The sequence below is a fragment of the Nonomuraea sp. NPDC059007 genome (assembly GCF_042740555.1).
In the GTDB taxonomy this organism is placed as follows: Bacteria; Actinomycetota; Actinomycetes; order Streptosporangiales; family Streptosporangiaceae; genus Nonomuraea.
On record NZ_JBHYJD010000047.1, the window covers coordinates 40582 to 53253 of the forward strand.

The following is a 12672-nucleotide window of genomic DNA, read 5'->3' on the forward strand; positions in this document are numbered from 1 at the left end:
ATGGATGTTTCACTGCGTCCTGTGCGCGAAGACGACCTACCCTTCCTCAATCACCTGACCAACGACCAAGAGGGCTCGGGGGCCCACCAGTGGTACGGCTGGCACGACCCGCACCACCACCGCCGGCGCTGGGAGGAGAACGGCTTCCTCACCGACGAGGGCGGTTATCTGATCATCACGAGAGACGACGACCGGCTCGGCTTCCTGTCGTGGCACAAGCAGATGACCAGCAGGGTCTCCTTCTGCTACGAGATGGGGCTCATCGTCGCCCCCGAGTTCCGCGGCCGGGGTTACGGGACGCTCGCCCAGCGGCTGCTGGTCAGATACCTGTTCGACCACTCGACGGTGAACAGGATCCAGGCCGCCACCGAGCTGTCCAACCTGGCCGAGCAGCGGGCGCTGGAGAAGGCCGGGTTCACGAAGGAGGGTGTCCTGCGGGGTATCGGCTTCCGGGCCGGCCATTGGCAGGACGGGGTTCTGTACAGCATTCTGCGCGCCGACCTCAACTAGAGGCTGCGGCGCAGCGTGCTCGCGTGCTCCAGGTAGTCGTTGGCGAGAAGGGTGCGTCCGGCCGAGCGGTGCAGTTCGCCGAGCATCTCGGTGGTCTGCGCCTCGCCGCTGCGGTCGCCGAGTTCCTGGAAGACCTCCAGAGAACGTTCGAGTCCGGCGGAGGCCGGCGCCCACTCGCCGCGTGCCACCTGGAGCCCGGCGAGGCTCTGCATGGCGTAGGCGCCGCAGTGCCGGTCGCCGAGCGATTCGAAGATGTCGAGGGCGTGCCGGTGGAAGGAGACGGCCTGCTGGAGCCGGCCGATCTGCAGGCTCACGCAGCCTTCCCGGTGGGAGTCGCCGAGTTCCTGGGCCAGCCGCATGGCCTGTTTGAGCCACTTGCCCGCCTGGGCCAGGTCGCCGTTCCTGAGGCAGAGGCGGCCGATGGCCTGGCGGACGAAGGCCTCGCCGTTCTGGTCGCCCGCGGCGAGAAACATGGCCAGCGCCCGCCGGTAGTGACCGAGCGCCTTGGCCACGTCGCCCCGGAACTGCCGGACGGCGCCGAGGCCGCACAGCGTGGTGGCCTCGGCCCTGGTGTCGCCGAGTTCGCGGAAGATGCGGCGGGCACGGCTGAACTGGCCCGCCGACTCCTCGTATCTGTCCTGGTAGAGGCTGACCTGGGCCAGGCCTCTGAGCATGGCGGCCTCGCCGTACCTGTCGCCTGAGGAGCGTGCGGCGGCGAGGGCGAGCGCGTGCGTGCGGGACCAGGCGTCGAAGTGGCAGTGCAGGTCGAAGTAGGGGACCATCGCGGCGGCCAGCCCCCACGCCGACGCCGCGAGTCCGGCCTCGGCGGCCACGCGCACGGCGCCGACCAGGGTGTCGTGCTCGGCCTCGAACCAGCCGGTGGGGTCGGCGGTCAGCCGGTCGAGCGTGCGGGCGGGCAGCTGCCAGCGCGGCGCCCGGTCGGAGGTGAGGCTGAAGACGACGGTGGGCAGGCGGGTCATGGCGTGCTCGGTGGTGGCCGTCCATGCCGCCAGTACGCGGCCGAGGGCTTCGGGGTCGGCGTGCCGTTCGAGCGCGTGGGCGCCGATGAGGCCGGGCACCACGTAGCGCGGCTGGCCCACGGGGTCGGTGCCGACGAGCCTGAGCAGGTTGGCGTCGACGAGCAGGTCGGTCACGTCGTCGGCGCGCGGGCGGTCGAGCACGGCGCCGACCACCCAGCCGGGCTGCGCCTGGCCGCCGAGCAGGCCGAGCGTGCCGAGCGTGCGCGCCGCCTCGTCGGGCAGCGCCGCGTAGCTGCGGTCGAGGCTGGCGCGTACCTCCTTGAGCTCGCCGAGCAGGTCCTCTTCGAGCCTTTCCTTCAGTACGGCCAGCGACCACCCCGGCCGGGCGGCCAGCCGGGCCCCCGCGCTGCGCACGGCCAGCGGCAGCCCGCCGCAGGCGGCCACGATCGCCCGGGCGGACTGCGGTTCCCTGGCCACCCGGTCGCCGCCGGCGATCCGGCCGAGCAGGCGCAGCGCGTCGGCGGGCGGCAGCTCGCCCAGGTCGAGCTGGAGTGCGCCGGGCAGCTCGGTGATCTTCCTACGGCTGGTGACGATCACCGCGCAGCCGTTGCCGGGCAGCAGCGGCCGGATCTGGTCCGCGCCGTCTGCGTCGTCGAGCAGGATGAGCATCGGCCGCTCGGCCAGCACCGTACGCAGCAGCGCCGACCGCTCGTGCACCGTGGGCGGCGGCGTGTCCACCCCCAGCGCCCGCAGCGCCTCGGCGAGCAGTTCGCCGGGTTCCCTTCCGGCCAGGTCCAGGTAGAGCTGCCCGGCGGGGTAGCGTTCCCGCAGCGCGTGCCCGGCATGTACGGCCAGCGCCGTCTTGCCCGCCCCCGGCGGCCCCGAGACGATCGCCACCCCGAACGACGCCGCCAGCGTCGCGAGCGCCTCGGCCCGCCCGGTGAAGTCCGGCAGGTCGGGCGGCAGTTGCCTGGGCACGACCGGCGCGCCCTCGTCGGCGAGGATCGTCTCGTAGGCCCGGCGCAGGTCGGCCCCGGGTTCGACGCCGAGTTCGTCGACGAGCTGGGCCCGGATGAGGCCGTAGGCCTTGAGCGCCTCGGCCTTCCTGCCGCTGCGGTGCAGGGTCAGTAGGAGTTGCTGCCACAGGTCCTCGCGGTAGGGGTGTTCGGCGATCAGGCTTCTCAGCAGGGCGATGGCGCCGGCCTGGTCGCCGCCTTCCAGGTGGTGGGCGATCAGGTTCTCGGCGGCGCGCAGCCGTACCTCCAGGAGGGGTTCGAGCCGGCGGTCCCAGAGCGGGCTGCCGGGCAGGTCGGCCAGCGGCGCGCCGCGCCAGAGCGCGAGCGCGCCGGCGTAGTCGCCGCGGGTCACCAGGTCCTCGAACACGAGCAGGTCGAGCGCGCCGCCGGGCACGTCGATGGCGTAGCCGCTGCCGTCGCCGCGCAGGTGGCCGCCGCCGAGGTCGGTGCGTAAGGAGCTGACGTAGGTACGGATGTTGGCCTGGGCCGAGCGCGGCGGCCGCTCCGGCCAGAGGATCTCGACGAGTTGGTCGGCGCCCACCACGTGTCCCGCGTTCAGCAGGAGGGTGGCGAGCAGCATGCGGGGTTTCTTGCCGGAGACCCGCACGGGGTCGCCGGCGGACCTGACTTCCAACGGTCCGAGCACATGAAAAGTGACCGACATGACCGCATCCGCTCCTTTATGGAGACCTGACAGCCCTTTGTATCTGTTCTGGACGTTTCTTGTGCGGCTTATGCACACCCTGGTCTCAGAGATCCCAGAACCCCCCGAGAGGATCACCATGAAGCTCAGAGGAGCAGTGGTCGCAGGCGTCACCCTCTTACTCAGCCTCGGCGCGATGCTGACCACGGGGTCAGCCGCGTCGGCCGACCCAGAGCCGTTCTCCGCGGAAGCGGAGATCCTTGCCACCAACTTCCAGTTGCCGTTCCCCTGTGGACAGAGCTGGACGGGCAACTCCAGCGCGAGCAGCGCGCACCAGTCGTGGGAGATCGATTTCAACCGCGGCGGCAGTGCCGACGCCGACCTCGGCGACCCGGTGGTCGCCGCCGCGTCGGGCACCGTGGTGATCTCGGCGCACCAGGGCTCCACCAACGGTTACGGCAACCTGGTCAAGATCGACCATGGGAGCGGCTGGACCACCTACTACGCCCACCTGAACGTCCGCTCGGTCAGCGCGGGCCAGGCCGTCTCCCAGGGACAGCAGATCGGCACCGTGGGCAAGACCAGCAAGCCGGGCAACAACATCAGCGCCCACCTGCACTACGAGGTACGGCAGGGCGAAGGCTACCCGGGCAACATCCGCAAGGCCGTCTTCAACGGGACCACCTTCGGCTACCCGGTCCAGACGCTGACCTCCAGGAACTGCGGCGGGTCCAGCAACCCGTACACCCCCGAGCAGGTCTGCGGGGCCGGCTACGGCGTCGTCGACTCGGCGGCCCTCGGCTCCAGCGGCACCGTCTACCTGCTCTACAACAACTCCAACGGCTACAACTGCGTGGTTACGCTGAAGAAGACCTCGCTCGGCACCGCCTCCCCGGTGACGGCGTACCTGGAAGTCCAAGGAAGCGCCCGGATAACCGATTCGGGCAACTTCAGCTACTACGCGGGCCCGGTCAGGGCAGCGGCCCCCGGCAAGTGCGTCAAGTGGGGCGGCAAGGCCGGGACAGCCACGTACGACTCTCCCTTCGAGCACTGTGGATCATGAAACTGAGAATTCTCTTGCTGGCCGGACTTCTCGTGATGTCCGGCCAGCAGGCCGCGACGGCCTCCGCTGAATCCAGCCCGCTCGCCGACGCCTTCGACAAGGCGGCCAGCGGCTACGACGTCCCGCGCGACCTCCTTGCCGCGCTGGCCTACGCAGAAACCCACCTCGACGGCCACCGGGGCGAGCCGAGCGCCAGCGGCGGATACGGCCTGATGCACCTGGTTCCGAAGGCTCTTGAGGAGGCGGCCGAGCTCACCTCCACCCCGGCCGACCGGCTCAGGACCGACGACGCGGCGAACGTGCTCGGCGGCGCCGCCGTACTGCGGGCCAAGGCGGACGCGCTCGGCATGGACGCGAGCGCGCGCAAGGACCCGGCGCGGTGGTACGCGGCGATCGGCGCCTACGGCGGCGCGAAGAGCACCGCCAACATCTACGCCGACGCCGTCTACGAGGCGCTGTCCAGCGGCTTCGAGGCCAAGGGCGTGCGCGTCAAGCCGCAGGCCGTGCAGCCGGAGCGCGGCGAGGACTACACGCCGTTCGCCGCCGCGGCGGTCGACTACCCCGGCGCGCTGTGGTCGGCGGCCAGTTCCTCCAACTACACGGTCGCCAACCGCCCGTCCAGCGCGGCGATCAACAAGATCGTCATCCACGTCGCGCAGGGCTCCTACGCCGGGACGATCTCCTGGTTCAAGAACCCGGCGGCCAAGGTCTCCTCCCACTACGTGGTCCGCTCGTCCGACGGGCAGATCACGCAGATGGTGCGCGAGAAGGACGTCGCCTGGCACGTCAAGGGCGCCAACACCAACAGCGTCGGCATCGAGCACGAGGGCTACATCAGCGACGCCTCGTGGTTCACCGACCAGATGTACCGCGCGTCCGCGGCGCTGACCCGCAACATCGCCGACCGCCACGGCATCCCGAAGACCCGCGCGAACATCGTGGGCCACGTCGAGGTGCCCGGCAACGACCACACCGACCCGGGCCCGAACTGGGACTGGAACAAGTTCATGAGCTACGTGACCGGCGGCAGCGGCAACCCGCACACGCCCGAGTCGGTCTGCGGCACCGGCTACAAGATCATCGACTCGCAGGCGCTCGGCAGCGCGGGCACAGTCTACCTGCTCTACAACCCGGCCAACGGCAACAACTGCGTGGTCACGATCAAGCACACCTCGCTGGGCACGGCCACCGCGACCAGCGCCTTCCTTGAAGTCCAGGGCAGCCCGAGGACCACCGACTCCGGCAACTTCTCCTACTACGCCGGACCGGTCAGAGCGGCCGCACCGGACAAGTGCGTCAAGTGGGGAGGTTCCGCAGGCAGCTCCACCTACACGAGCCCGTTCGAACACTGCGGCTAGAAACCCTACGTGTGGGCCACTGACCTGGCCCACACGTAGTCGGGCTGTCCGGCCGGACCCCGGTGGATCTCGCTGACCAGCCGCAACGCCCCCGGCACCGCGTGCGCGGCCAGCCTCCCCGCGCAGTGCGCGGCCAGCTCCTGCAGCGACAGCGCCGCGACGGGCGCCACGACCGCCGTCACCCGCTGCCCGGGACCGCCGACCACCACCGCGTCGTACACCGCCGGATGCGCCCGCACCACCGCCTCCACCTCCTCGGCGCGCACCCTCCCGCCGCCGGTACTGATCACGTTGGCCGCGCGCCCGAGCAAGGTGACGCTCCCGTCCTCCTCGACCCTGGCCAGGTCGCCAGGCACCGCCCACCTGCGGCCCTGGGCGTCGCACGGGAAGTCCGCGCCGTTCCAGTAGCCGCGCGCGACCCGCCCGGTCCTGCCCAGCACACCCTCCTCGCCGGGAGCGGCGGGCTCAAGACCATCAGCCAGTACGGCCGCGCCGTCCGCCAGCCCGAACCCGGCGCCCATCGCCTGGCAGGCCAGACCGGACTCGGCGGCGCCCAGCGCGTCCACGATCGCCGCGAGACCGGGAACCGCCGCCCGCAACCCCGCCTTGGTCCGCCCCGACATGGCCGCCGCGCCCGTCACCACCGCCATGAGCCCGGCCAGCTCCCCCGGCCGCACCGCCGCCAGCAGCGGCCTGGCCATCGCGTCGCCGGTCAGCACCATGACCTGGGCCCGCTCCGCGTCGGCCAGCCGGACGACCGCGCGAGGGTCGAAGCCGTGCCCGGTCCACAGGATGAGCGTGCCGCCCGTGGTGTGACAGGTCCAGCCGAGCCACTGCCCGGCGGCCTGGGCCAGCGGCGCGCAGACCAGCATCCGCAGCCCCGCCCCGGCCGCGGCGTTCTCGGCGACCTGCTCCGGCGAGGCGACCGGCTCGCTCACGAACGATCCCATCGCGGCGAAGAACACGTCCTCGTGCCGCCAGAGCACACCCTTCGGGCGACCGGTCGTACCGGCGGTGTAGATCAGGTAGTGATCGTCGCCGGAGCGCTCCCGGGGTTCCGGCATGCTCCGGGGAAGGGCCACCGCTCGCTCGTACGGCGGGCCGTACGCGATCGTGTTCGTGAACCACGGCACCCGCCGCAGCAGACCCGCCTCGCCCACCAGAGCGGCGCATCCGGAGTCGCGCAGCACGTGGGTGAGGTCGTCCTCGCGGCAGCGGTGGTCGAGGTTCACCGGCACCGCTCGCAGCTTGAAGCAGGCGAGTTCGCTCTCCTTCCACTCGGCTCTGTTGCGGGCGAGGATGCCGACCCTGTCGCCCCGCCCGACCCGCATCCCGCTGAGGTGGCAGGCGAACCTGGTGGCGCGTTCGTCCAGCTCGCGGTAGGTGAGGCGGCGCTCGCCCGCGACCAGCGCCGTCCGGCCGGGCACCGCCCGCGCCACGCTCTCGAACAGGTCGGCCAGGTTGAAAGTGCGGCTCACCGGTCAAGATTGCGCAGCCCGCACCACCTGTTGTCCAGACCCATCAGAAGGTGTCGATGATGTCCACGACGTAAAGGAGCGGTCCACCGCCCGGAACGCCGATGCCGCCGGTGGTCGTGAAGCCCTTGACGGCCGGGACGATGACGGCCACGCGGCTCCCGACGGCCTTACCGGTCAGCGCCTCGACCCAGCCGGGCGGCACCGCCCCGGGTACGAGCGTGAAGCCGCGCGGGCCGCCGCGCCGGACGGAGGAGTCGAAGACCGTGCGCGCGGGCCACCTGGCGCCGACGTACTGCACCACGACCTTGGCTCCCGCCTCGACCACCGGGCCGGAGCCGTCGATGAGCGTGCGCGAGGGTCCCGGCGCCCGGAGGTCCGCGGGGAGCTCGGGCAGCCCCTCCCCGAGCAGGCGGGCGTCGGCCGGGTAGCCGCCGAGGATGTCGAACACCGCCACCAGCGTCTCCCCTGGGCCGACGCCCGCCGGAGCCCCGTCGCCCGCCGGGCCGACCAGCATCACCCGGCTGCCCGCCGCGTGCCCGGCCAGCGCCTCGTGCCAGGCGTCCGGCACCTGCCCGCCGCCGAGCACCACGGTGGCGGGCTGGCGGGTGTCATAGGTGTTCATGTACGGCTTGTTGCCCTCCCACCGGCGTACCTCGACATCGGTGACCACCACGTCCCCCTTCTGCGTCACCCGCCCGCCGCCCTCCCAGAGCACGGTGACCCGCGGCTCCCGGTCCGGGCGCCCGGTGGGCAGGCTGATGACCGGCTTGGTGCCGAAGGCGCCGGACACCCTCGGCGTGGCGGTGGCGAGCCCGCAGGAGGTCACGAGCCCGCACGAGGCGGCGAACCCACAGGAGGTGGCGAGCCCGCACGAGGCGGCGAGCAGGATTGCGGCAAAACAGATCAGTCGCACACTTCGCTTCTTTGCCGCGATCACTCCAAGGGATTGGCATCTACCCCCAAAACCACACGGCCGATGCCCTCTCAGGATGCGGCATGCTGGGTGGGTGAGCAGGCCCAACCTCGCGCGGCGGGTGGCGGAAGCGGCCGAGATCGCGCTGACCCACCGCAAATACGTGACCTTCGTCGACGTCGTCACCGGCCTGCGCTGGCTGCACACGCGGCACGTCGACACCTGGCGCCAGGGCCGGGCCGCCACGCTGGCCGACCTGGCCGCCGTGGACGACGACCGGCTGCTGGACGCCGCCGCCCACCTGCGAGAATGGGCGCTGGGCAAGGGGCTGCGGCTGGTGGCGGCGCCGTACGTGTCCAGCAGCCGCGACCGCCGCGACCTGCGCTTCACCAGAGACGGCGACCAGGAGCCCTACAGGACCCACTGGCTCTCACCCGACCTGAGCGAAGCCCGGGTCAAACAGATCACCGACCGCCAGTCCAAAGCCCCCGACCTGGTGGCGGTGAAGCCGGTAGAAGCCTGGACCTGCGCCGAATGCGGCGACACCGGCGACTTCCTGATCATGGAAGAGGACCGCCCACACTGCCTGACCTGCACGGATTTGGACCACCTGATCCTGCTACCAGCCGGCAACGCCACACTGAGCCGCCGAGCCAAGAAGGAGAGCGGCCTGTCCGCCGTAGTGGTCGAATACAACCGCAGACGCAAGATCTACCAGCGCGTGGGCGTACTGGTGGAGGAGTCCGCACTGGCGCTGGCCGAAGAGTCCTGCCTGGCCGACGAGGAGGTACGGCTACGCCGCCGCGACCGCGACCGGACAAGACGAGCAGAGCAGGACATCGACTACCAGACCCGAATGGCCACCGAGATAGCCCGCCTCTTCCCCGGCTGCCCACCTGAACGAACCCGCGAAATCGCCGAACACGCCGGACAACGAGGCAGCGGCAGAGTAGGCCGGACAGCAGCCGCAAGAGCGCTGGACGAAACCGCGATCACGTTGGCGGTGGTCGCCTCAATCCGCCACCTGGACACCGACTACGACCACCTGCTCATGTCCGGCGTCCCCCGCAAGGAAGCCCGCGACCGCATCCGCGACAAGATAACCGCCAAACTGGCCGAATACCGCCCCTGAAAGCAAGGTGGTCGCTCCGCTCCCGCGTGCCCCCAGTCGGGCCGGGGCCCGACCCCTGAAGGACTTCGCTCCGCTCAGACGCCCTTCCGGCCCACCCGTTACCCAGCTGGAGTGTTGGCCAGCTGACACCCACCCCGCACAAAGGAGCTCGCTCCGCTCGCGCGCCCACCAGGGGGGCAAGCCCAAGCACGACCAGCGGCGTACGGGAACCACCACATGACCAAACGCCCCCGCCAGAGGCCGGCCGCATCGACACCACCAAGTCAAGGCCCGAACCCCACAGCCAAACCGAGCTAGCGGCCACAGGACGAGACCGAGGCAGGTGACACCACACCGCAAACCCGAAGCCGGGAACCACAGGCCAAGCCGAGCCCGCGACACCGCGTGCCCACCACCCGGCCCAGCAGATCGCGGCGACAGCCCACAGGCCCTCCACGGCCGAAGTCCGGACGTGAGCACTCGCTCAGAGGCCTCACGAGGTAAGAGCCCAGCCCGCGATCGCGGAATCCTGGCGATCCAGCCCGCGCTAGGGAGACGTAGGCCAGAACTTGGGCAGATTCACCGCAGGATCGGTCACCCGCAAGCGGCTGGCCGCCGTGGGATCGACGCCCTTCAAAGTGATCAAGCGTGGCCCGTCTGCCTCTTCCAGCAACGCCAGCGCACTCGGCAACCCCGCGGCTACCGTAGCGATGGCGACGCCCATCCCTACCAGCCCGGGATGCTTGTGCGGGTATTCGATCCGGTGCAGGCCAGAGGCTGCGATCGCAACCACTTCCCGCGGTCGCTGCATCTGACGGCCGTCGTTGGTGAGAACAACGTGGAACCCCTCGGCCGCGGCCCGCGGATACAAGGTCTCGTCGCGCGTACCCGACCAGCCAGGAAGATCCAGTAGATGGACGATGTCGTGGTTCAGCACGAAGCTGGTCAGGACCTGATGCAGGGGGCGGGGGACGTTCTCATCCAGCAGCAGCCTCACGCCGCTCCTGAGGGGGGTCGTAGCTGTCGACGTAGGCGGCGAAGTCAGCGGCGTCCATCGCCGCGGTGGCGGACACGCTCGGGTAGTAGTCCGCGATCCGCTCGGCCGGGACACCGTCCCGCAACAGTGCCGCGATCTCGTCGTACGGCACGCGAGTCCCTTCGATCACCGGCATACCACCACGGACCGCCGGGTCGACGGTGACGTGCTCCCTGGGACGCAGCAGGTCCGGGATATGCCGTCCATCGCGGTAGAACGGCCGCAGCACCTCGACCATGTCATGGATGACGACATTGGCCCTGCGGTGCACCAGATCAGTGGCCTGACCCTGCTCGACCAAGTAGATCGTCGAACCGTCGGTCACCAGCTGATAAGCCGATAGATGCTCGCGCTGTCGCAGGTCGTCGCGGAGTGTGTCCAAGGCTCGGCGAATCTTCTGCAGGGACGCGTCGTTGCGCAGCTTCACACAGGTGCGCAACGCGACCAGGTCTCGAAACGAGTACAGCACCGGGCGCACCGGCGAGATCTCCGGCACCAGCACGGCCCCACGGCCGGAGCCGGCCTTACGCCAGTGCGCGAGCTGGCGAAGCGTGGCACCCGACAACGCCGCCGCCAGCTTCGGACTGTAGGACACCCACTTCACCTCCATCCGCCTGAATGAGCCCCTTCATCATCGCAAACATCCCCACGATTCACTCGCCATTACCTCGTCTTGATCGGGGCGTCGCCAGGCCCGGCACCGGTCATGTCCACAAGCACTGCGGCCCGAATCCCAGATCCGCACAACGGCCTTGGGTTACGCATCCCGACGTACGCCCTTACGCGCGAGACCTGAACAGCCACGGCCAACAGGTGCTCTCCGAACCGGGAGCGCAACGCGACGGTGCGCGGTCTCCGGTCGGGGGTCAGGCTGGAAGCGGGCGGGTGAGGTGTTCGATGATGGGGCGCCACGTGCCGAGTTCTTCCAGGGGCGGCCGGGTCAGGCCGATCACCTTGCCCAGGTCGTCGGCTCGGCGGAGGGTGACGGCGGCCATGCCGTACGGGTGGGCCTCGAAGGCGGCCACCTCCGCGTCGGACATCAGCCCGCCCTGCAGTTCCAGGGTACGGGCGGACTCCGGGGACAGGCGGCGCGACGGCTCCACGGTCGCCAGGTAGCGCTTGGCAGGCACGTGCAGCTCCACGAGGCCCGCCACCCGGTCGCCCAGCAGCGGCCGGACCGCGTCGGCGCCGGCGCTCGCGTGTCCCGCCTCGTCGCCCGGGTACAGCAGGTGGCCGATGTCGTGGACGAGCCCGGCGACCTGCAGTTCGAGGTCGTCGGGATGCCATTCGCGCACCACGGCCGCGACCTGCAGGCCGTGGTCGAGCAGCGCCACCGGGTCGCCGGTACGGTCGGGGCTGTCCCAGGCGTCTTCGCAGCGGGTGAGAAGGTCCATGAGTTCGTCGAGCGTCACCGGGATAGCGTTACCATATGCGCGACTGGCACGACATCAGAGACGAGCTACGAAATTTCGCCCTCGGGCTGCCGGAGACTCATGAAGACCATCCATGGGGCGAATCGGTCATCAAGGTCAACAAGAAGGTCTTCCTCTTCCTCGGCATGGACGAGCCGACCGAGAAGTGGGACCCGACCTTCGGTGTGAAGCTGCTGTCGGAGACCCACGGTCACGCGCTCACCATCGAAGGCGCCGAGCCCAGCGGCTACGGCCTGGGCAAGGCCGGCTGGGTCACGATCCCGTTCATGAGCGAGCTGCCCGAAACCGAGATCCTGCTCGACTGGGTCGAGGAGAGCTACCGGGCGATCGCCCCGAAACGGGCCATCAAGCTCTTGGACAGCCAGCCGTCACAGCACGAATCAGACGGCCAGCCGTAACAGCACGCAACGCCATGGGACTGCCAGCCGTAGAAGCGCGAATGGTTATTGAACGGCCAGCCGGAGCGCGAACCCGACCAGCAGCACTCCCGTCACCCGCTCCACCCGCGCACGCACCTTCGGCCGCCGCAACAACGCACCCACCCTGTCCACGACCACGTTGTAGAAGCTGAACCACAACGCATAGAGGGCCGCGAAGATCGCCGACAGCAGCATTGGCGCCGCCCCCTCCATGAACTGCGGCAGGAACGTCACGAAGAACAGCAGCACCTTGGGGTTGAGCAGGTTCGACAGAAACCCGGTGCGCACATGCCGCAGCCCCGTGCCAGTGGCGGGCTCGGCGATCGGCGCGACGACGGCACGGGCCCGGAGCCCCTGCACGCCCAGCCAGAACAGGTACGCCACCCCCAGCCACCGCAACACGGAGAAAGCGGCAGGCGAGGCGGCAAGCAGGGCCGACAGCCCGATCGCGGCGGCGACGGCGTGCACTCCGAGTCCGAGCAGCCCACCGGTCATGGTGAGGAGCCCGGCGGTGCGGCCGTGCGCGAGCGAGTTGCGCATGATGAGCGCGGCGTCGGGCCCGGGGATCATGATCATGATCAGGGCGGTGACCGAGAAGGTCAGCAGCATGGCGGGGGTCTCCCGGGAGCACTGGGGGCGCGCTCCCGCCAACCCGCTGGTGCGCAGGCCGCACGAGAACGCGGGTGAACACAAATATGCCTTGTGGGCGGAC

At 70.2% G+C, this 12672-nt stretch carries 12 protein-coding genes; 5 read left to right on the plus strand and 7 right to left on the minus strand.

The window, feature by feature from the left end; translation table 11 throughout:
• Complete coding sequence (locus ACFWY5_RS46165; RefSeq protein ID WP_379611884.1) at positions 1–510, plus strand: GNAT family N-acetyltransferase; 510 nt, start codon at positions 1–3, stop codon at positions 508–510.
• On the opposite strand, the gene ACFWY5_RS46170 is transcribed toward ACFWY5_RS46165, so the two are convergent.
• Complete coding sequence (locus ACFWY5_RS46170) at positions 507–3140, minus strand: BTAD domain-containing putative transcriptional regulator (RefSeq protein ID WP_379638678.1); 2634 nt, start codon at positions 3138–3140, stop codon at positions 507–509. The two genes, ACFWY5_RS46165 and ACFWY5_RS46170, sit on opposite strands and share 4 nt — an antisense overlap.
• Positions 3141–3288: 148 nt before the next feature.
• Here ACFWY5_RS46170 and ACFWY5_RS46175 point away from each other — a divergent pair, with 148 nt between their 5' ends.
• The gene (locus ACFWY5_RS46175; protein WP_379611886.1) at positions 3289–4212 is read left to right on the plus strand and encodes a M23 family metallopeptidase; all 924 of its coding nucleotides are present in this window, start codon (positions 3289–3291) and stop codon (positions 4210–4212) included.
• Complete coding sequence (locus ACFWY5_RS46180; RefSeq protein ID WP_379611887.1) at positions 4209–5570, plus strand: N-acetylmuramoyl-L-alanine amidase; 1362 nt, start codon at positions 4209–4211, stop codon at positions 5568–5570. The genes ACFWY5_RS46175 and ACFWY5_RS46180 overlap by 4 nt, the downstream gene beginning before the upstream one ends.
• A gap of 5 nt (positions 5571–5575) precedes the next feature.
• On the opposite strand, the gene ACFWY5_RS46185 is transcribed toward ACFWY5_RS46180, so the two are convergent.
• Both ACFWY5_RS46185 and ACFWY5_RS46190 read right to left on the minus strand, forming a co-directional pair.
• On the minus strand, positions 5576–7048 hold the full coding sequence (locus tag ACFWY5_RS46185; RefSeq protein ID WP_379638679.1) for an AMP-binding protein: 1473 nt from the start codon (positions 7046–7048) through the stop codon (positions 5576–5578).
• A gap of 43 nt (positions 7049–7091) precedes the next feature.
• Entirely contained in the window at positions 7092–7961 is an 870-nt protein-coding gene (locus ACFWY5_RS46190) for an FKBP-type peptidyl-prolyl cis-trans isomerase (protein WP_379638680.1), read from the minus strand.
• Between the two features lie 94 nt (positions 7962–8055).
• Between ACFWY5_RS46190 and ACFWY5_RS46195 the strand changes: the two genes are divergently transcribed.
• The gene (locus ACFWY5_RS46195; RefSeq protein ID WP_379638681.1) at positions 8056–9093 is read left to right on the plus strand and encodes a DUF2293 domain-containing protein; all 1038 of its coding nucleotides are present in this window, start codon (positions 8056–8058) and stop codon (positions 9091–9093) included.
• Between the two features lie 526 nt (positions 9094–9619).
• On the opposite strand, the gene ACFWY5_RS46200 is transcribed toward ACFWY5_RS46195, so the two are convergent.
• The 3 genes from ACFWY5_RS46200 to ACFWY5_RS46210 all read right to left on the minus strand — a co-directional run bounded on the left by ACFWY5_RS46200 (position 9620) and on the right by ACFWY5_RS46210 (position 11520).
• Complete coding sequence (locus ACFWY5_RS46200) at positions 9620–10069, minus strand: hypothetical protein (RefSeq protein WP_379638682.1); 450 nt, start codon at positions 10067–10069, stop codon at positions 9620–9622.
• On the minus strand, positions 10050–10703 hold the full coding sequence (locus ACFWY5_RS46205) for a DUF433 domain-containing protein (protein ID WP_379638683.1): 654 nt from the start codon (positions 10701–10703) through the stop codon (positions 10050–10052). Before ACFWY5_RS46205 ends, ACFWY5_RS46200 begins: the two co-directional genes overlap by 20 nt.
• Positions 10704–10974: 271 nt before the next feature.
• Positions 10975–11520: an HD domain-containing protein gene (locus tag ACFWY5_RS46210; protein ID WP_379611895.1), complete on the minus strand. Its 546-nt coding sequence runs from the start codon at positions 11518–11520 to the stop codon at positions 10975–10977.
• Between the two features lie 17 nt (positions 11521–11537).
• On the opposite strand from ACFWY5_RS46210, the gene ACFWY5_RS46215 reads away from it, so the two are divergent.
• Positions 11538–11939 (plus strand): MmcQ/YjbR family DNA-binding protein, encoded by a 402-nt coding sequence (locus ACFWY5_RS46215; RefSeq protein ID WP_379638684.1) that lies wholly within the window; start codon positions 11538–11540, stop codon positions 11937–11939.
• A 45-nt stretch (positions 11940–11984) separates the two neighbouring features.
• Here ACFWY5_RS46215 and ACFWY5_RS46220 read toward each other — a convergent pair whose 3' ends face one another.
• Complete coding sequence (locus tag ACFWY5_RS46220; protein WP_379638685.1) at positions 11985–12569, minus strand: LysE family translocator; 585 nt, start codon at positions 12567–12569, stop codon at positions 11985–11987.
• Between the last annotated feature and the right edge of the window lie 103 nt (positions 12570–12672).

Coding starts and splice junctions, on each gene's coding strand:
- ACFWY5_RS46220 (WP_379638685.1), bottom strand. CDS start 12,569: ATGCTGCTGACCTTCTCGGTCACCGCCCTGATCATGATCATGATCCCC.
- ACFWY5_RS46215 (WP_379638684.1), top strand. CDS start 11,538: ATGCGCGACTGGCACGACATCAGAGACGAGCTACGAAATTTCGCCCTC.
- ACFWY5_RS46180 (WP_379611887.1), top strand. CDS start 4,209: ATGAAACTGAGAATTCTCTTGCTGGCCGGACTTCTCGTGATGTCCGGC.
- ACFWY5_RS46165 (WP_379611884.1), top strand. CDS start 1: ATGGATGTTTCACTGCGTCCTGTGCGCGAAGACGACCTACCCTTCCTC.
- ACFWY5_RS46175 (WP_379611886.1), top strand. CDS start 3,289: ATGAAGCTCAGAGGAGCAGTGGTCGCAGGCGTCACCCTCTTACTCAGC.